Here is a 19618-nt window from a genome sequence, read left to right as displayed (position 1 = left end):
TTTAGGGAATTAGAATGAGCGTGATCGAGGGCAGTACAAGGGAGTTTGGCAATACAACGGTGCTATTACATAGCTTAGGTTCATCATGCTACCGCATCGAGTGGTATAGCAAGATGACTGGGGCATCAACCAGCTTGACGCGGATCAAACTAGGAAAATATTTAGTGCTCCGTAAATGGGCATCAGCGCTTAATATACAGGATGTGTCCAGTGAGTTTGATCGGCGTAATAGTGCACTTATTCACTTTTTGAATAATGTCGATATTGTGAAGTCTAAAGACGATTTGATACTTGCAGCAAAACAGCACTGCGTTAATCTTTTCACTAATTATGAAGGCTTAAAGCCAATCAATAAAGTCACTTTTCCTAAGCCTCGGCTGCAAGGTGCTATTGGCAAAAAAGTGGTTATAAAATCAAAAGTCGGGGATAAGGAAATTGCTCAAGGATTGCTATTACAGTTAGTCGGTAATCAAGCTGAAGTGCAAGTACCTGCTAACGATAATGAGGCGATACAGGTAAGGAAAAAGTTTTATTCCAAGCAAGTTTATATTCGCTAGCGGACTTGTTCATCAGCTGATATGGGGAATGTTGCATTAATGGTGAAGCCTTGCTCGTTTGAGAATGAGCATTGGCCGCCAAGAGCAGTCACGCGTTCATCAATGAAAGCGAGACCATAACCACCCGAGTGTGAGGCGGTTGTCGCGACATTGCCATTATCCTGAATAATTAACGTGATCAGATCCGAGTTGGAATCTAAACTAATTACCAACTCAGATGCACAGCTGTGCTTGATGCAATTGGTGATTGCTTCTTGGCAAATTCGATAGATCGCAATTTGATGTTCATCTCTAATTGCTTCGTTTATGCATAAATGTGTTATATACCTAACTTTTTCTTTATGCATCAAGCTTTTAAACTTCCCTTGTGAAAGTGCTTTTGCTAAGCCTAATTCATCAAGCTCACGCGGACGCAGATAATGCATCAGGTGATAGACTGAATCATACATTGAATTAGCATTTTGTTTTAACGTAGTCACAATCGCGCTGACGCTTTGATCCGTCATACTGGTTAAAACGGCAAGATCGGTTTTAAATGCAGTCAGGTTTTGCCCTAATTCATCATGAAGCTCTTGTGATAAATGCTTCCTCTCACTTTCTTGTACATTCACCATTTTGATAGCCAGTTGTTGGTTTTTTTCTAATTGCGCCCTAAGTTCAATGTTTGTCAGTGTTAGCATATTATTTTTTTGTCGCAGCTCTGCTGCTGCCGCACCGAGTAATAAACTCGTTGCGGCATTGGTCAGAATAAACAATTGGCTAATATAAGTATTAGTTGCATCTTGTGTGATGCTTGCTTCTAATATTATTAAGCCATTTGCTGCTGCTGCGCCAAATATAGCGCCTGTAATACCAAAGTGATATGAAAACCAAATAATTGGTAGTAGGGAAGCCAAGCGTAATAGTGAGTAGATATCAGGGCGCAGCAGATAAATCGACAGCATTAATAGGGTAAAAACAGTGACTGTGATAATTAGTTTAACTCCGCCCTCTAGGCTAAAGGCTCGGTGATAACTGTTAGCACACAAAATAATAAAAGGTGTGATAAACAAGCTGCCAGTTAAATCACCTAAAGTCATATTTAACTGATATTGCAGTAGTTGTTTACCTTCTAACCAAGTTGTGAACTCAAAAGAGCTGGCAAACAAAAACCATTTTGATGCTGCCGCTAAGCTTGCTAGTAAAATAAGCGAAAGCACACCTTTACTATCTTTTATCGTTGGTGGCCAACGGCTATGCTTAAAAGCGAAGACAATGGCTAAATAGATAGCCTCTTGCCACGCACCATGCAATAAATTTAAATGCCATTGCTGGGTATAAAAAGAACCTAAATACGCTGCATAGAGTCGTGATGCTAACCATATTATTGGCCAATAGCGTGTTGGGAACATAATAACAAAAGCCAGTTTAATACCTGCAGGGAGAAATATAGCACTACTTTGTGGGACGGTTTCTAGATGGTTACTAACCCATGTAGAGGCACACAGCGCGATTAAGTAAGCAACGCAAACCGCGCATTGCTTAGCTGCCCCTAGTACTATGTTTGTAGTGGAAGGTGTGGCAGTGATAAGCCTAGGCCAACTCATTAAGTTGAATAACCCCGATATCAATGGCAACTTTTAATAGTTCAAATGAAGTTGTTGCGTTTAGTTTATTACAAATATTTGTTTTATGTACGTGAGCGGTTTTCGGCATCATGCCGAGCTGTTGAGCAACCTGTTTGGCATTTAAGCCTTTGGCAAAAAGTGGTAGAGCCTCTATTTCTCTATTTGTTAAAAGGTCTTTTTTATCAGAAACACAGGTGTAGTTGAAGTTAACGTCTTCACTGATGTAGCGATGGCCGCGCATTACTGTTTTTACCGCATCAATCATAGCGTCTGAAGCTGAGCGCTTTGACACATAACCAAGCGCCCCAAGTTGTATTGCATTGCTGACGTACGGTTCATGGTCGTGCATAGAAGCTACAATGGTTTTTATTTCTGGGTAATGCTCATTTAAGTATGATAGAAAAGTCAGGCCAGTCTCACCTTCGTGCATTGAAATATCAACGATAAAGACATCTGGCTGGTCAATATTTACTGCTAACTTTGCTTCGTTCACTGAGCAAGCTTCAATTGTTACTTGCCAGTTTAACTCGAGCTCAAGTAGTTTTTTAAAACTATCTCGAACTAACTGATGATCTTCAATGATACCAATCCGCATAAATCCCTCCATTTTCAGGAATTATACATCTAAATCAATTTACTATGTCTAAGAATTATTCCTAGTGAAATTACCTGTCGATTCTTAAGATGAACGTTAATGTAGGTTTGTAGCAATGATGTACTGCAAAAGAGGTGTGAACCGTGCAAAGGGCTAAGTCTTGTTACTATTAATCGCTTTAAACACTGAGTAGCTAACGGCTAATACTAGACAGATGGTGGCGGGGATAAAGAGTGCATTAAATTTATAAAACTGGAATGCATAAGCACCTAATGTACCACCGCAAATGAATCCTGAGATGATCAGTAAAAACAACAGTGCTTTGCGTTTATCAAAGGGTTCGCCTCTTAATTTAGCGCCAAGCATTAGCCCTAGATCAGTAAAGATACCGGTAACATGGGTGGTGCGAATAACTGCGCCGCTGTAAGTGGTGGCTAACGCATTTTGTAAGCCGCAGGCTGCAGATGCTAAATAGTGCCCGTTTACAGAGTCATTCGATAAAAAATACACTGAGCTTGCTAACAGAATGGCTTCAAATAACAGCAAGCTGCTGTAGTTATGGCCAAGTTTTAATGCACCACTTTGCAAAAAAGCGCCGGAGATCGCCGCACCAGCTAAAAAACTCAGTAGGATAAGAGCTAGGTGTAATACATCAGTAACGTGGGAGGTAACAAGGCTTGTGCCAAGGAGTGTTGCAGTGCCTGATAGATGTGAAATTGATTGATGTTTGAAGCCTAGTAACCCTATCGAATTAACAAGCCCAGCAACAAGCGCAAGTAAAAACGATCCATATTCTACCCAACGAGGCAATTTTGAAATCACGGCTAACAGTTAATTTAATAAAATCTGTTTGGTAACCTATCAGTTCGTTATTTATTAAACAATAGCTAGCTAAGTTTTCAGTGCATAGTTTGTGCTGGATCAGCAATATTTAGGTAGCTGTTATGGATTGGTTGCTTACCAGTGCTAAAAATTCCTGTTCGGGTAATGGCTTTGCAAACAAATAGCCTTGGCCATAATCACACCCTATACCAAGCAATAATTGCTGCTGCTCTGGTGTTTCAATGCCTTCGGCAATCACTTTTAAACCAAATTGATGTGCCATAGTGATAATTGCTTTGCATAACGCGAGATCTTGATTGTCGGCTTGAATGTTATCAACAAAACATTTATCAATTTTTAAATAATCTGCGTCCATTTGTTGCAAGTAGGCAAGCGATGAATAGCCGGTGCCAAAGTCATCTAAAGCGAGTTCCATACCGGATTTTACCAGCGCTTTCAGACGTTGTTGAGTGAGTTGCTCTGGTGCGATCATTAGCCCTTCGGTGATCTCGCTAACAATTGCACTCGGTGGTAAATTGGCGGCTTTTAGTAAGGCTGGCCACAGATCAATACCGCTATCAAGGCAGCTAAATTGTACCGGCGAGACATTAATACTAAGTTGAAAGTTGGCATCAACCTGCGCTCGTAAAATCGTTAGCGTTTGTAATGCGCGAGTAAATACAAATTGTCCTAATGGATTGATATATCTAGACTCTTCGGCCAGAGGTATAAACTCTGCGGGACTAATTACGCCGCGTGTCGGGTGGCGCCAGCGCAATAGTGCTTCTGCTTTATGAATGTGCCCAGAATCTAGGTTAACGATTGCTTGGTAATAAAGATCAAATTGTTTTTGTTCAATGCCATAGCGCATGTTTTTGAGTAAATCCATACGCGCTTGTGCTTGCTCACGTAAGTTGTGATTGAAAAACTCAAAACAGTTACGACCATTTTGTTTGGCTTTATACATGGCTTGGTCGGCGGCTTTTAATAACAGCTCTGAGCTATCGCCATCGATTGGTGCAATAGCGATGCCGATGCTGGTTGCTATGTGTAGTTCTTCGCCTTCGAGTATAAATGCTTTTGTCATGGCATTGAGGATATCGTTGGCTACTTTTTTAATGTGTTCTTCAGTGACTAGCTTGGCATGCACAATGACAAATTCGTCGCCACCAATACGTGCAATAAACTCAATATCAACAATTTCTTGTTGCAAACGAATTGCGATCAACTTAAGTAATTCGTCACCATAAAAATGGCCTAAGGTGTCATTTATGTCTTTGAAATGATCAAGATCAAGTAGCATGATCACCAGTGGCTCATTAGGATTTAAGCTGTTGTTGAGGCGCTGATTTAAGCGTTCTTTAAGCTCAATTCGATTAGGTAGATTGGTTAAATGATCATAGTGAGTTTGATGCCATATCAGATCTTCTGCTGCTTTTTTAGCAGTAATATCGGTAAAGATCGCGACTCTGCGCTGCGCTTCAGAATGTTCATTGTATACAGTATCGATAGTAAGCCATTCAGTGAATAACTCGCCATCTTTACGACGGTTAATTATTTCACCTTGCCAACGACCCGTTTTTTGTAACTGTAGCCACATTTCATGATAAAACGCTTTGCTGTGTTTGCCTGAAGCTAAGATAGCGGTGGTATTGCCCAGTATTTCTTTTTTACTGTATTGAGTTACTTCACAAAAAGCTGGGTTAACATCTAAGATAACGCCGTTTGGATCGGTAATAGCCATTCCTTCACTGCTATTTGAGTAGACCAATGAGGCCAGATGAGAGGCTTTTTCAGCGTTCTTTCGCTGGCTAATATCTTGCAATACGATGGTGTACTCGTTGCTATTAAGCTTGGCACTGATCCGCGCTTCAAATACTTGCTCGACTTCGCTGTTATTGATTATTAACTCAAATTGACTAGTTTTATTTTTACAGGGTAAATTCCTAAGTAACTGTTTACTTTTTTCTTCACCAAGTAGCTCGCGAAGATGTAACTTTGAACGCGTACACACAGGTAAATTTAACTGTGAAATTTGTCCGCCTAAGTTCAGTACATCACCGTGAACATTGATCCGAATATAGGTATCAGGCAAGGCGTTTAATAAACTACTTAGTTCGTCATGTTGGCGTTTGACACTCGCTTCTGCCGTCAGACGTGTTTGCGCCATCGCTTTAAAATGTTGATAGAGAGTATTCAGCTCTGGGCTATTTAAAGAAAACTGTTTTGGTAATAACCCTTGCGCAAGCTCTTTAATCGTCAGTGTGAGTTGCGCTATGGGCGTTAATACGTTGCGCTTTAATTGGTTATGAGCAAATATAGACAGGCCAATAATCATCAATGTGAATGCAGCTAATGTGATAAAAAATAGTTGGTTGGCAGCTTGAATTGCGTTATTAAATGGCATTACAACATAGACGTTTAGGCTATTTTTAGTTTCATCGGTATACATGGTTTTACTGTGTAAAATGTGATTAATACCTTGCAATTCAATTGTGCTATTGAGCATAGGTAGTTCAGAGCTAAATCCATAGGCGTTAATATTTTCGCCAAACAGCGATGGATCGTTAGGGTAATTTGCAATAATGCGACCGTTGTTGTCGGTTATAACAGCAATGGCATCTTCGGGTAAATGAGAGTTGGCAAGTATCTGGCTCCACCAATCTAATGTGACAACCGTTACTACCGCCCCATATACTTGTTGCTGTTGATCAATAAGTGGATAAGCAAAATTGAAACTGAAGGTATTGATACTGCGATCTTTTTGAAAATAGCCAATGGCAAAACTTTTAGTTGCCACAGCATTTTTAAAGTATTCACGATCGGCAATATTAATATTTTCTTTGCGTCCTTGTAATATACACACTGCGTCGCCTTGCATATTGACGATGCCAATATTCGCAATTTCAGGTTGAAGTTCTTGTATTTTAGCTAGGTAATAAGGGCAGCCGGTTTGTAGTGGCGCGGCAAAGTCTTTTAAATCCGCAAGCTGAATAGTAAATGTTTTAATTTTTTTGAGTAGCTCAGTTTGCTGATCCATAAGCTGTTCGGCAACCGTTAAAGCCTGTAGCCGACTCTCTTGGCGCGCCGTTTCTTTGGCATGCCAAAGGCTAAATAAGATCACCAAAATACCTGGTAAGCTCAGTAAGATAAATAAACGATAAAGTCGGTGTTGTAACGATGAGGAAAAAATAACAATACTCTTCATACTGGGCTTTGGCATAAAATTGTAGCCAATTAAGTTGAAAATAACCATATATAATAAAAGGTTATTTATACTTTCTCTAATAAATAATAGAGCAACTACGCAAAAGAGTATGATTGCGCTACGTAAACCTCATTATTATAGTAAACGTAATAACCAGCTAAATTGACTTAGCTTTATTTTTTTGGATGAATTTTGGTTATGACTATTTAGCGCTTGAAAGCCTGCACCTGCCGTAAAGGCACTGGCAATACCGACATTCGATACTGCAAAGCGTTTAAGTCGGTAATTGAAAGCTTGATGATGTTGCTGTTTTAACGCATTGATGCTATTCATTTTTTGACTTAAGTGACGAACTTTATGATTTGGTTTCTTAATAAAATAATCAATTAGCATTATTCACCCCTATTTATATTGAGTAATTGTTTAATGCTGTGCGCAGTTTTATCAAAGCCAATTTTACTGCTGATATAACCAATATTTTTCCACAGCCACATCAAACAAAGCAATTGTAAGCCAATTAGACACACAGCACTGAGCCATATTGATTGACTAAAGGCAAAAATCGCAAAGCCAAGTGTGATCAGCAAACCGGCCCACAACAATACTAAGCCACCGGCAAAACTTACCAGTAAAATAATAGTCAATGCCAAAGAGCGGGTTGATAGTCGCCACTCGGCACTCGCTAATTCTTTACAAATACCGGCCTGTTGGCGATAGTCCTGATAAAGCTGTTCACCGTATTGAGACAATTTAGCAAGATGATCTTGCCACTGATCAGCACTTTGCGGTGCAGGATCAGCGGCTTGATGCTGTTTATCTTTAGGATCGGTATGTGGTTGCATAATCGCTTACTTGCTACGGCGAAATAGTGCAGTTACTAGCATACCGGCTGCAAACGCAATACCAGCTGTAGCAAGCGGATTTTCAGCGGCTAATTGACGAGTTTTACCACTGTATTCAGACAGTTTTTCACGCGCAATTTTTTGCTTTTCAGTCAGAGTTTCAGCTGAGCTTGAAGCACCATGACGAATATTTTGCTCTGCTGTTGCAGCCTTAGAAGACAGCGAATCAACAGCAAGATGAGCCGCTGAGGTTGCTTTATCTGTTAATGGCGATTCAGTGTGAGCAGCGATGTCATCAACTTTTTTACTGGTTTTTGCAGCTGAATTAGAACTCGATGTTGAAGTAGTCATAGTAATCGTTCCTTAAATATTAAAACTAAATTGTGTAATACTTGTTGCAGCCTTCGTACCACTTCTACAATCTTATTTAATTACTTATAAATCAATGTTTTACTTTTAATTTTCCGAATTGGTTTGTTTGAAATAACAGCGTTTTAAGTAACTATTGCAAAAAGATCGCGTAAATTTTACAAGATCTATTAAGCAGTCATTCGCTACTAATATTTTGTAACTGTTCATTGATTATTCATTAATCATTTAAGTCTGTTTATTTTGTTTTATCTCAGAATAAAATATTTTTTTTGTAGTTATCCACTTTTTCCCACGTAATTCAGTAGCTTTGCGCTAGGCCTTATTTTTTCTGGCTTTAACACGCCATTATAGGTTTTTGCTGACTTGACAAAATAGCTTGTCAAGCCCTAAACTGGAGCACTGTGGTAAAAAGTGGTATTTAGTGGATCAAATTGGATCAAATTAATCAAAACAGATTAATTACAAACTTTTAGAGTAGGCTTTTTATGTTCCGTGGTGCGAGTTCACTGAGTTTGGATGATAAAGGACGATTTGCGGTACCTACTAAGTACCGAGACTCGTTGTTGTCTGAAGATCAGGGGACGGTGATCTGTACTGTCGCACTGAACGAGCCTTGCTTGTGGTTATATCCATTGGCGCAATGGCAGGATATAGAAGATCGCTTAGCTAAAATTTCCAATATGAATCCACGCGCTCGACGCATGCAAAGGATGTTGTTAGGTAATGCAACAGAATACCAATTAGATAAAAATGGTCGAATATTGCTGGCACCGTCGTTACGGTCTCATGCTGATTTAGGCAAAAAAATCATGTTGGTCGGTTTGATGAATAAATTTGAGATCTGGGATGAAGAGCGTTGGCATGAACAAATGCGCCAAGACACCGAAATTGAACGACTCGGTGAGTTTGAATCGACCCCAGACTTAGATAATTTTTCGCTCTGATCACACAATAAAAAGGCAAACAATAGCTAATGACAGCGCAATTTGAACATATTTCCGTACTAATGGACGAAACCATCGAAGGTCTAGCAATTAAGCCAGACGGTATTTATATGGATGGTACATTTGGCCGAGGCGGACATTCTGGACAAATCTTGGCGCGCCTTGGTGAACATGGTCGATTACAAGCTATTGACCAAGATCCACAAGCGATCAAGTCTGCCGAAAAGTTTGCCGATGATAGTCGTTTTGCCATTGCCCATACTCGCTTTTCTAATCTATACGAAGTGGCAGAGCAAAACGATCTATTAGGAAAAGTAGATGGCATTTTATTAGATATCGGTGTGTCATCACCACAACTAGATGATGCCGGGCGTGGTTTTAGCTTTATGAAAGATGGCCCGCTTGATATGCGCATGGATCCTACCAGCGGCCGCAGTGCTGCGCAGTGGTTAGCTGAAGCCGAGCTGGAGGAGATTGTTCATGTGATCAAAACTTATGGCGAAGAAAAATTTGGTCGTCGTATTGCACATAAAGTGCTTGAAGTGCGAGCACATACGCCGATTACAACAACTAAGCAACTAGCTGATTTAGTTGACGAAGCAGTGCCAGTAAAAGACAAATTCAAACATCCTGCGACGCGTACTTTCCAAGCTATTCGTATTTATATCAACAGTGAATTGGAAGAGATTCAAACGGCATTACAAGCTGCGCTGGGTGTACTAAAGCCCGGTGGTCGGTTAGTGGTGATTTCGTTTCATTCACTAGAAGATCGTATTGTTAAACAGTTTATTAGAAAACAGAGTAAGGGAGTGGCATTACCCAGAGGTCTGCCTTTAACTGATGCACAAATAAATAAAAATCTGACGTTAAAGGCAGTGGGTAAAGCTATTAAGCCAAGCCAAGCTGAAGTTGACCGCAACCCACGTTCACGCAGTTCAGTACTTAGGGTGGCACAGAGGTTGGGATGAAGCCTAAAGCGAATCATCGACAACCCAATTTATTTTTAGAAATAATCAAAGGCCTAGGAGCTAATAAGCTAACCTCGGCCTTGTTGGTTGTGATATTCGCATCAAGTTTGAGTGTGGTGCAGGTCACTCACTTTGCTCGCCAAGAGCTGATTGAGCAAGATCAGTTGTTACAACAGCGAGATGAACTCGATTTAGAATGGCGTTACCTATTAGTTGAAGAAGAGTTTTATTCGCAACATGCACGCATTGAAGAAATTGCTATCGAGCAACTTCAGATGAAACGGTCCACAAGCCAAGACGAACAGGTGATAGTACTACCATGAGAAGTAGAGGGAAAAAACCAGTTAATAGTTTGATCACATGGCGTTTTATGCTGGTGTGCTCTGTGGTGCTGCTGGTTTTTGTTACTTTAGTTTCTCGTGCTGCTTATTTACAAGTTATCGAGCCTGATAAAGCCCGTTCAGAAAGTAATAAACGTACTGTGCGCGTGGAAAAGTTGCATGTGCAACGCGGGATGATTTTTGACCGTCATGGTAAAGAACTTGCAGTTAGTGTGCCTGTGGTAAGCGTGTATGCGGATCCTAAAGCATTGCATAAATCATTGCGTGCTAAAGTGCTCAAGCAAGCGCGTAAAAATGGCGAAGATGAGAATGCTCTTGCAGAAAATACCGCGCTACTTGAACAGCGTATTGCGTTGTACTACAAAAATGATTTGCGTTGGCGTGAACTTGCCGACGTACTGCGTATTGAACCGAAAACAATCAATGGTCGCTTGCGGGATGATGCCAGTCGCCGCTTTGTTTATTTAAAACGCCAAGTAACCCCTGCCGTTGCCAATTATATTGGCGACTTACGTCTGCCTGGTATTCATCTATTAGATGAATCAAAACGCTATTATCCTGCCGGAGAAGTTACCGCACATGTGCTTGGTTTTACTAATATTGATGGCAAAGGTATCGAAGGCATAGAGAAGCTTTACGAAAACGCATTAACTGGCGTTGAAGGTCGTCGCACAATTCGCAAAGATGCACAGGGTCGTGAAGTTGAAGTGCTTGATGAACGTGAACGGATCGAGCCTGAAAGTATTCATTTAAGTATTGATCAACGCATTCAAGCGATTGCTTATAAAGCAGTAAAATCAGCAGTTCTAACCTACAAAGCAACGTCTGGCTCTGCGATGGTGGTCGATGTGAAAACTGGTGAAGTGTTAGCGATGGTTAACAGCCCGTCTTTTAATCCAAATAATTTAAATGATGCAGCCCCGCATAAACGCCGAAATCGAGCGATCACGGATTTGTTCGAACCAGGTTCAACCGTTAAGCCTCTAGCCATATTAGCTGGGTTAGACTACGGCTCAATCCAACCGGATGATAAAATTGATACTTACCCAGGCTGGATGCGCATTGGTGGTACGTTAGTTACAGACTCGCGTAACCATGGTGAAATGACCTTACGTGAGATTTTAAAGTACTCCAGTAACATGGGGGTGACAAAAATAACGCAAGATGTACCGAAGGATTACTTTGTTGGCTTGTTCCAAAAGGTTGGCTTTGGTTCAGATACAGGCACCGGCATGGTTGGTGAAAGTAGTGGCTTGTTTTATCCGAATCGACGTTGGTCTGACCATGAAATTGCAGCACTTTCTTTTGGTTATAACGTTGCTGTAAGCACCGCACAAATGGCGCGTTTTTATGCCATGTTAGGTGCCGGCGGGATCAATAGACCATTGACCATCCTCAAGCAAGATTCAATCCCTGAAGGCGAGCGTGTTTTTCAACAAAAAGATGTTGAAGCGGTTGTGCATATGATGGAAAGCGTTTTTGAAGAAGGTGGTACAGCGAGCCGCGTAAAAGTTGATGGTTATCGTGCTGCGGGTAAAACGGGTACCTCTAAAAAAGCTGCCGCAGGTGGTTATGGTGATGAGTATGTAGGTTACTTTACTGGTATAGCACCTGCGAGTAATCCACGTTTAGCTGTTGTTGTAATGATCAATGAGCCCGGTGGAGATGTTTATTATGGCGGTGCAACTGCAGGACCAGTGTTTGCAGAAATAATCTCCAATGCGTTAAGAATTTTAAACGTGGCACCAGACAAAGGCTCGGTTGCCTACGTGAAGGGCATAGATGATGATGCGTGATTTAAAAATAATTTTACAACAAATAGAAGTAGCAGCAACAAGCTTATTAGTAAGGCACTTACGTTTAGATAGTCGAGATGTAACCCCTGGGGATGTCTTTGTAGCAATTAAAGGTCATCAATTAGATGGCGGACAATTTATAGATAAAGCGATTGCAAATGGTGCTGTCGCAGTAATTGCTGATCGTTTATGTGAGTTTGAATGTGATTTTGAGCCGCTTTATTTAATTTCCGATTTGAATAAGAAATTGCCCGCATTAGCGAGTCATTTTTATCAGCAACCAAGTAAACAATTAGATGTGGTGGGTGTTACTGGCACCAATGGTAAATCAACTACCACTGCGATGATTGCTCATTTAGCTAAGTTTTGCGACACCCAATCAGCGATTATCGGTACGCTTGGATATGGGCAACCAGAAAGTTTAACTGAGTTAATCAATACCACACCGTCTTGTGTTGATTTACAAAGAATATTAGCGCAACTTGCCACTGACAATAACAAACTGGTGGCGATGGAAGTGTCATCACATGGTTTGGTACAGCAGCGTGTTGCGAAAACGCACTTTAAAGCTGCTGTGTTTACCAATTTATCGCGCGATCATTTAGATTACCACGGTGATATGGCCAGTTATGCCGATGCAAAGTTAATGCTAATGCGAGATTTTGACGCGCAGCTGGTGGTACTAAATCAAGATGATAACCAAGTAGAGCAATGGTTAGAACAATACGATTTTAATAACTTAGTGTGTTATGGCCATAAAAACTTGCAGCCACAAGGTGCTAAGTTTGTGTACTTCACTGATGTTTCTTACCATAAAACCGGTATATCGGCACAGTTGGCTACAAGTTGGGGTGATATTGCTATTACCTGTCCGCTGTTTGGCGAATTTAATTTATATAATTTAGCGGCTGCAATCGCAACTTTACTTGGTTTAGGTTACCCATTAGATCAACTGGCAGCGGGTTGTGCAAGCTTGCAACCAGTTGCTGGACGCATGCAAGCATTTAGCGCGCCAAACCAACCAACCTGTATTGTTGATTATGCTCACACGCCAGATGCGTTAGCTTTAGCATTGCAAGCATTGCAACAACATGTGCCCGGTGGCGTAAGTTGTGTATTTGGTTGCGGCGGAGACCGTGATAAAGGCAAGCGACCAATGATGGCCCAAGCGGCTGAGCAAAATGCTGATAAAGTAATTATTACCAGTGATAACCCGCGTAGCGAAGATCCATGGCAGATCATTAAAGATGTTGCTGCTGGTTTAAGCCAGCCTGACCGTGCGCACTTAGAAGCTGACCGTGCTCATGCTATTGCCTTTGCAATAGATAACGCAAATGCCAATGACGTAGTGCTTATTGCAGGTAAAGGCCATGAAGATTATCAAATAATTGGTACGCAACGGATAGATTTTTGCGATCGTAAATTTGTCCTGCAGCACTTACAACAAAAGCAAAAGCTAGACCCACAAGAACAACAAATAAGAGGATCGCAGTTATGATCCCAATGGATTTTGATTGGCTAGCAAATGTGTTAGCAACTGATTATCAAGGTGATAATCAAACAGTAAAAAATATTAATACCGATACTCGCACCGTATGCGAAGGAGAAGTATTTTTAGCCCTACAAGGCCCTAATTTTGATGGCCATCAGTTTTTACAACAAGCGAAAGACAAAGGCGCAATAGCCGCTATTGTTAGTCAAAAAGTTGCCGTTGATATTCCACAGTTTTTAGTTACTGATACGCGTATTGCGCTAGGTGAAATTGGTGCTGCGGTAATGGCCAGTGTGGCACCAAAAACTATCGCAATTACAGGTAGTGTCGGTAAAACCACAGTAAAAGAAATGTGCGCAGCTATTTTAGCTCCTCACGGTGAAGTACTGTCTACCAAAGGTAATTTTAATAATGATATTGGCGTGCCATTAACCTTGTTACGCCTAGAACCGCAGCACAAATATGCGGTCATTGAGCTTGGCGCTAACCATATTGGTGAAATTGCCTATACCACGGCGATGACTAAGCCCGATGTTGCCGTTGTTTGTAATGTGGCAGCTGCACATATTGAGGGTTTTGGCTCTCTTGCGGGTGTAGCAACGGCTAAAAGTGAAATTTACGATGGTTTGAAAGAGCATGGCATTGCGCTAGTTAACTGTGACAGCGAATTCAGTGATGGTTGGCTTACTAAGTTACAAGGGCGCAGTGTAAAACGTTTTTCAAGCACTGAACAACTAGATATTTGGGCAGAAGAAGTCAGTCTCGATGAACAAGCTCAGGCGTCTTTTTATATTTGTACCAAGCAGCAGCGAGTACCCGTTAAGCTTGCATTACCAGGTCGTCACAATGTTACAAACGCCCTTATAGCAGCTGCATTAACCTGTGAATTTGGCGTTAGTCTTGAGGCGGTGGCAACGGCACTAGCAACCATGGCTGAAGTAAAAGGCCGAGTAAACATTATTCAAGTCAATGAAACACTAACCGTGATTGATGACACTTATAATGCCAATGTGCAATCGGTTAAAGCCGCGATTGATTTACTTAGTGATATACAAGGTCAGCGTATTTTAGCGTTAGGTGATATGGGAGAACTTGGTGAAGAAGCTGCGCTTTATCACCAACAAGTTGGCGCCTATGCCAAACAACAAGGTATTGATGAGTTGTATAGCTTAGGTGTATTGAGTCAATACGCCAGTGATGAATTTGCTAAACCACAGCGGCATTTTTCAAGCCGCGAGGAACTGTTACAACAATTACAAGCACAGTTAACTGACTCAGCACAAAAAACCACCATAGTCGTGAAGGGATCACGCAGTTCTCGCATGGAATTATTAGTACAAGATTTAGTTAACAGCCAGCAAACTGGCCGCAATGGAGTATCTCAATGTTAGTTTGGCTGGCTGAGTATTTAACACAATATTACAGTGCATTTAATGTGTTCTCGTATTTAACCGTTCGCGCTGTATTTGGTATTTTAACGGCATTATTAATTTCATTGTATTTTGGGCCTAAGTTGATCCGTGCTTTGCAAAGAATGCAAATTGGTCAAGTAGTTCGTAACGATGGCCCGGAGTCGCATTTATCGAAAAAGGGCACCCCAACCATGGGAGGCTTGTTAATTTTAGCGTCTATTTTTACCAGTACTTTACTGTGGGCTGATTTAGCGAATAAATATGTATGGGCTACCTTGTTTGTGATCGGCTCATTGGGAATTGTTGGCTTTGTTGATGATTACCGTAAAGTGATCCGCAAAGATCCAAAAGGGTTAATTGCTAAATGGAAGTATTTTTGGCAGTCAGTGATTGCCTTAGTGGTTGCCTGCGCATTATTTTTTACTGCTAATCATGCCAACGAAACATCATTAGTAGTGCCGTTTTTTAAAGATGTATTACCGCAACTAGGTTTGTTTTACATAGTTATGACTTACTTTGTAGTGGTGGGTACGTCAAATGCTGTGAATCTGACCGATGGCTTGGATGGTCTGGCCATTGTACCGACTATTTTAGTGGCAGCAGCATTGGCTATTATCGCTTACTTAACAGGTAACGTGAATTTCTCAGCTTACTTGCATATTCCACATTTACCATTGGCCAGTGAGTTGGTTGTGGTATGTACCGCCATTGTTGGTGCCGGATTAGGCTTTTTATGGTTTAACACTTACCCAGCACAAGTATTTATGGGTGATGTTGGTTCATTAGCGCTTGGTGGAGCATTGGGTATTATTGCTGTATTAGTTCGCCAAGAGTTAATTTTAATCATTATGGGCGGTGTATTTGTGATGGAAGCACTGTCGGTTATCTTGCAAGTTGGCTCTTATAAATTACGTGGCCAACGGATTTTTAGAATGGCACCAATCCATCATCATTACGAATTAAAAGGCTGGCCTGAGCCACGAGTTATCGTGCGTTTTTGGATAATTTCTATCGTGCTAGTGTTAGCTGGCCTAGTAACATTAAAGATCAGGTAAATGACGTATTTAAACGAGATGAAAAACAAACATATTACAGTGCTCGGACTCGGTGTAACCGGTCTGGGCATTGTGCGTTTTTTATTATCTCAAGGTTTAACGCCTAATGTAGTTGATAGTCGCCAATCACCGCCCGGTTGTGATTGGTTACAACAACATGCGCTAAATTTAACGACGCAGTTTGGTAATTTGGCAACTGCACAGCTTGAAAGCGCTGATATGATCATCATCAGCCCCGGTTTAAGTTTAACACTTCCAGCAGTTGCACAAGCAATGCAAGCGGGTGTTGAAGTGATTGGTGATATTGAGTTATTTGCTCGTTTAACAGACAAGCCGGTGGTGGCTGTAACAGGCTCTAACGGTAAATCGACTGTCGTTACGTTGGCTTATGAAGTATTGAAAACGGCTGGCTATAAAGTCGGACTTGGCGGAAATATTGGTACTGCCGCACTGGATTTATTAGCTGATGATTTTGATGTTTACGTATTAGAGCTATCGAGTTTTCAGCTCGATACGATGCACAGCTTAAAACCGGTTAGCGCTACGGTACTTAATGTGTCGGAAGATCATTTAGACCGTTACCCGAGCTACCAAGCCTATATTGATTCAAAACAAACGATTTATGCTAATGCCGCGCTGGCTGTAGTAAATAAGACTGACCCAGCAACGTATACACAAACAATGCCGCAATTAAGCTTTGGCTTAGAAAATGCGGATTATTGTTTAATGACGTATCAAGGTGACAGTTACTTTAGTTATCAAGGCAAAGCTCTATTGCCTGTTAGTAGCTTGGCCGTAGTTGGTCGTCATAATCAGCTAAATGCGTTAGCGGTTATGGCATTATTGAGCCCATTTGATATAAGTGCTAGTCAGTTTGCACAAGCTTTTAGCCAATTTACTGGCTTGGCGCATCGTTGTCAGTTTGTTGCCGAGCAAGCGGGGGTTAAATATTTTAATGACTCTAAAGCTACGAATGTCGGGGCCACCATTGCGGCGATAGAAAGTTTAGCCGATCAGGCCAAGCAACTAGTGGTGATTGCCGGAGGCGATGCCAAAGGCGCCGATCTCGATAGCTTAAAGCCGTATTTACAACAGCAAGTTAAAGCGCTTATTTGTTTTGGTAAAGATGCCAAAGCACTGGTTGCGTTGACTGACAAAGGCCACTTAACAGAAAATATGCAGCAAGCGGTGATGCTTGCCAAGCAACTTGCCACTGCGGGCGATATTGTGTTGCTTGCACCTGCATGTGCCAGTATAGATATGTATAACAATTATATGCAACGTGGTGAGCACTTTAGTCAATGCGTATTAGCGGAGGCAGTATGATTGCTTTAGCTAATATTCGTGACACCCTGACTCCTAAGCCTTCGGCGCAGTTATACGATGTGCCACTGTTATATTGTGTGATCATGCTAATTGGCTTGGGGTTTGTGATGGTGACGAGTGCGTCGATGCCGACCGCTGATCGCTTATTTAACAATCCCTATCATATTATTATTCGCCACAGCATGTTTTTGGCGATGGGCTTTGTGCTGTTTTGGATCACCTGCTGTGTACCAATGACTTGGTGGAAACGCTCGAATCCTTACTTATTACTGTTTGGCATGGCGCTACTGATAGTGGTGTTAATCGTTGGGCGTGAAGTGAATGGCGCAAAACGTTGGATCCCAGTAGGTCCGGTGGGCTTTCAGGTTGCTGAAGCGGCTAAATTATTCTTTTTCAGTTATATCGCCGGTTACTTAGTGCGTAAACGCGAGGAAGTTCAAGAAAACATCAAAGGCTTTGCTAAGCCAATCGCGGTGTTTGCAGTTTACGCATTGTTGATTTTATTACAGCCCGATTTAGGCACTGTGGTGGTGATGTTTGTAACTACCGTAGGCTTATTGTTCTTAGCTGGGGCTAAGTTATGGCAGTTTTTTGCCTTGATATTAACAGGCGTAGGCTTAGTCGTATTGCTCATTATTGTTGAGCCATATCGGATGGCGCGGGTGGTCGGTTTTCTAGAGCCATGGGATGACCCATTTGGTAAAGGCTACCAGTTAGTACAATCGCTGATGGCATATAGCCAAGGTGGTTGGTTTGGCCAAGGTTTAGGTAATAGTGTGCAAAAATTGCAATATTTACCTGAAGCCCATAATGACTTTATTTTTGCGGTGATTGGCGAAGAGTTAGGTTTTATCGGTATCGTCAGTATTTTAATGGTGTTTGGTACTTTGGTGTTTAGAGCACTGTTAATTGGTCAGCAAGCACTTAAATGTGGCAAAGAATATGAAGGTTACTTTGCATTCGCAATAGGTATTTGGTTTGCATTTCAAACCATGGTTAATGTGGGGGCGAGTGCCGGTATTTTGCCAACCAAAGGTTTAACCTTGCCGTTTGTATCTTATGGTGGCTCAAGTTTACTTATCATGACTATTGCGGCAGGTATTTTATTACGCGTGGATTTTGAAACCAAAATGGCCACTAAACAAGCAACATCCGGTGGAGGTAAGCGATGAATAAAAAATTAGTCGTTGTTGCTGGTGGTACTGGCGGGCATATTTTTCCCGGCATAGCTGTGGCTGATCACTTAAGGCAACAAGGTTGGCAAGTGAGTTGGATTGGCACTGCTGATCGAATGGAAGCGCAGGTTGTACCAAAGCATAATATTGAGATTGATTTTATTAATGTTAAAGGTGTACGTGGCAATGGCCTTGCACGTTTAGTAAAAGCCCCTTTTATGGTGATTAATGCCATATTACAAGCACGCAAAGTATTGAAAAAACAACAACCTGATGTTGTGCTAGCAATGGGCGGCTATGTTACTGGGCCGACTGGCATTGCCGCAAAAAGCTTAGGTATACCACTGGTGATCCATGAGCAAAATGCGGTTGCGGGTATGAGTAATAAGTACCTAGCCAAGTTTGCCAATAAAGTGTTGGCTGCATTTCCGCAAGCATTTGCTTCTGGATACAGTGACGTGGTTGGTAATCCGGTACGAGCCAGCGTAGCAAATGTGGCAATGCGGGAAGTATCAAGCCCGGTTAACGTATTGGTCGTTGGTGGCTCGTTAGGTGCGCAGGTGCTAAACCAAACTTTGCCAGCAGCATTTAAACAGCTCAGTGAAGAGTTTCAGATCAATACATGGCATCAAACCGGTAAAGGTCATTTAGGCTCAGTAACACAGTCATATCAGCAGCAAGGTTTTAGTGCTGAACAAGCTAAGGTGGCTGAGTTTATTGATGATATGGATACCGCTTATAGCTGGGCAGATATTGTAATTTGCCGCGCGGGGGCGTTAACCGTAAGTGAGATTGCTGCTGCAGGAAAAATGGCCGTGTTTGTGCCGTTTCCGCACGCGGTTGACGATCATCAAACTGCGAATGCAAAATTTTTAGTTGATGGCAATGCGGCATTATTAATGCCACAGGGGCAGTTCAATCAACACAGTATTGTTGAACTATTACGCCCGTATTTAGCCAAACCAGCATTAATCAGTGAACTTGCAGGCAATGCTAAGCAATTGGCGACACTAGAAGCTACTGCCAATGTCGCATGGCATTGTATGGATGCCGCAGGTGTCCCCTTGTCAGCGCTGCAAGTAACAGAAAAAAGAGATAATTAAGTG

The 19618-nt window shown here is 41.6% G+C and carries 18 protein-coding genes; 11 read left to right on the top strand and 7 right to left on the bottom strand.

The genetic code is table 11. The features are described from left to right. The first annotated feature begins 14 nt into the window (after nucleotides 1-14). Complete coding sequence (locus H5183_RS10485) at nucleotides 15-557, top strand: hypothetical protein (protein ID WP_182731654.1); 543 nt, start codon at nucleotides 15-17, stop codon at nucleotides 555-557. Here H5183_RS10485 and H5183_RS10480 read toward each other — a convergent pair. The 7 genes from H5183_RS10480 to H5183_RS10450 all read right to left on the bottom strand — a co-directional run bounded on the left by H5183_RS10480 (nucleotide 554) and on the right by H5183_RS10450 (nucleotide 7982). Beyond that, a complete protein-coding gene (locus H5183_RS10480) occupies nucleotides 554-2143 on the bottom strand; it encodes an MASE1 domain-containing protein (protein WP_182731653.1) in 1590 nt (529 codons plus the stop codon). The genes H5183_RS10485 and H5183_RS10480 overlap by 4 nt on opposite strands. Next, the gene (locus H5183_RS10475) at nucleotides 2130-2759 is read right to left on the bottom strand and encodes a response regulator transcription factor (RefSeq protein ID WP_149980610.1); all 630 of its coding nucleotides are present in this window, start codon (nucleotides 2757-2759) and stop codon (nucleotides 2130-2132) included. The genes H5183_RS10480 and H5183_RS10475 overlap by 14 nt, the downstream gene beginning before the upstream one ends. A 153-nt stretch (nucleotides 2760-2912) precedes the next feature. Then, nucleotides 2913-3581 (bottom strand): YoaK family protein, encoded by a 669-nt coding sequence (locus H5183_RS10470; protein WP_182731652.1) that lies wholly within the window; start codon nucleotides 3579-3581, stop codon nucleotides 2913-2915. 109 nt (nucleotides 3582-3690) lie between these two features. After that, the gene (locus H5183_RS10465) at nucleotides 3691-6789 is read right to left on the bottom strand and encodes an EAL domain-containing protein (protein ID WP_182731651.1); all 3099 of its coding nucleotides are present in this window, start codon (nucleotides 6787-6789) and stop codon (nucleotides 3691-3693) included. A 135-nt stretch (nucleotides 6790-6924) separates the two neighbouring features. Then, a complete protein-coding gene (locus tag H5183_RS10460) occupies nucleotides 6925-7182 on the bottom strand; it encodes a hypothetical protein (protein WP_182731650.1) in 258 nt (85 codons plus the stop codon). Further along, the gene (locus H5183_RS10455) at nucleotides 7182-7631 is read right to left on the bottom strand and encodes a hypothetical protein (protein WP_182731649.1); all 450 of its coding nucleotides are present in this window, start codon (nucleotides 7629-7631) and stop codon (nucleotides 7182-7184) included. The genes H5183_RS10460 and H5183_RS10455 overlap by 1 nt, the downstream gene beginning before the upstream one ends. A 6-nt stretch (nucleotides 7632-7637) precedes the next feature. After that, nucleotides 7638-7982 (bottom strand): DUF883 domain-containing protein, encoded by a 345-nt coding sequence (locus H5183_RS10450; protein ID WP_182731648.1) that lies wholly within the window; start codon nucleotides 7980-7982, stop codon nucleotides 7638-7640. 506 nt (nucleotides 7983-8488) lie between these two features. On the opposite strand from H5183_RS10450, the gene mraZ reads away from it, so the two are divergent. The 10 genes from mraZ to murG are packed head-to-tail and all read left to right on the top strand — an operon-like array spanning nucleotide 8489 to nucleotide 19615. After that, the gene (gene mraZ, locus H5183_RS10445; RefSeq protein ID WP_145236856.1) at nucleotides 8489-8947 is read left to right on the top strand and encodes a division/cell wall cluster transcriptional repressor MraZ; all 459 of its coding nucleotides are present in this window, start codon (nucleotides 8489-8491) and stop codon (nucleotides 8945-8947) included. A gap of 29 nt (nucleotides 8948-8976) precedes the next feature. Then, the gene (rsmH, locus tag H5183_RS10440; RefSeq protein ID WP_182731647.1) at nucleotides 8977-9915 is read left to right on the top strand and encodes a 16S rRNA (cytosine(1402)-N(4))-methyltransferase RsmH; all 939 of its coding nucleotides are present in this window, start codon (nucleotides 8977-8979) and stop codon (nucleotides 9913-9915) included. Then, nucleotides 9912-10238 (top strand): cell division protein FtsL, encoded by a 327-nt coding sequence (ftsL, locus tag H5183_RS10435; protein ID WP_145236863.1) that lies wholly within the window; start codon nucleotides 9912-9914, stop codon nucleotides 10236-10238. The genes rsmH and ftsL overlap by 4 nt, the downstream gene beginning before the upstream one ends. Continuing rightward, nucleotides 10235-12052, top strand: coding sequence for a penicillin-binding transpeptidase domain-containing protein (locus H5183_RS10430; protein ID WP_182731646.1), 1818 nt, complete (start codon nucleotides 10235-10237; stop codon nucleotides 12050-12052). The genes ftsL and H5183_RS10430 overlap by 4 nt, the downstream gene beginning before the upstream one ends. Beyond that, nucleotides 12045-13550, top strand: a complete 1506-nt coding sequence (murE, locus tag H5183_RS10425; RefSeq protein WP_182731663.1) for a UDP-N-acetylmuramoyl-L-alanyl-D-glutamate--2,6-diaminopimelate ligase — start codon at nucleotides 12045-12047, stop codon at nucleotides 13548-13550. The genes H5183_RS10430 and murE overlap by 8 nt, the downstream gene beginning before the upstream one ends. Continuing rightward, nucleotides 13547-14935: a UDP-N-acetylmuramoyl-tripeptide--D-alanyl-D-alanine ligase gene (gene murF, locus H5183_RS10420; protein ID WP_182731645.1), complete on the top strand. Its 1389-nt coding sequence runs from the start codon at nucleotides 13547-13549 to the stop codon at nucleotides 14933-14935. The genes murE and murF overlap by 4 nt, the downstream gene beginning before the upstream one ends. Beyond that, nucleotides 14929-16011 (top strand): phospho-N-acetylmuramoyl-pentapeptide-transferase, encoded by a 1083-nt coding sequence (gene mraY, locus H5183_RS10415; RefSeq protein ID WP_145236872.1) that lies wholly within the window; start codon nucleotides 14929-14931, stop codon nucleotides 16009-16011. The genes murF and mraY overlap by 7 nt, the downstream gene beginning before the upstream one ends. Then, a complete protein-coding gene (gene murD, locus H5183_RS10410; protein ID WP_182731644.1) occupies nucleotides 16012-17337 on the top strand; it encodes a UDP-N-acetylmuramoyl-L-alanine--D-glutamate ligase in 1326 nt (441 codons plus the stop codon). Beyond that, a complete protein-coding gene (gene ftsW / locus H5183_RS10405; protein ID WP_182718050.1) occupies nucleotides 17334-18509 on the top strand; it encodes a cell division protein FtsW in 1176 nt (391 codons plus the stop codon). The genes murD and ftsW overlap by 4 nt, the downstream gene beginning before the upstream one ends. After that, entirely contained in the window at nucleotides 18506-19615 is a 1110-nt protein-coding gene (murG, locus tag H5183_RS10400; protein ID WP_182731643.1) for an undecaprenyldiphospho-muramoylpentapeptide beta-N-acetylglucosaminyltransferase, read from the top strand. The genes ftsW and murG overlap by 4 nt, the downstream gene beginning before the upstream one ends. Nucleotides 19616-19618 lie beyond the last annotated feature (3 nt).

Source organism: Pseudoalteromonas sp. SR44-8 (assembly GCF_014163635.1).
Lineage (GTDB): Bacteria > Pseudomonadota > Gammaproteobacteria > Enterobacterales > Alteromonadaceae > Pseudoalteromonas > Pseudoalteromonas rhizosphaerae.
The sequence above is the reverse complement of the archived record's forward strand: the minus strand, read 5'-3'. Positions and strand labels throughout refer to the sequence as shown.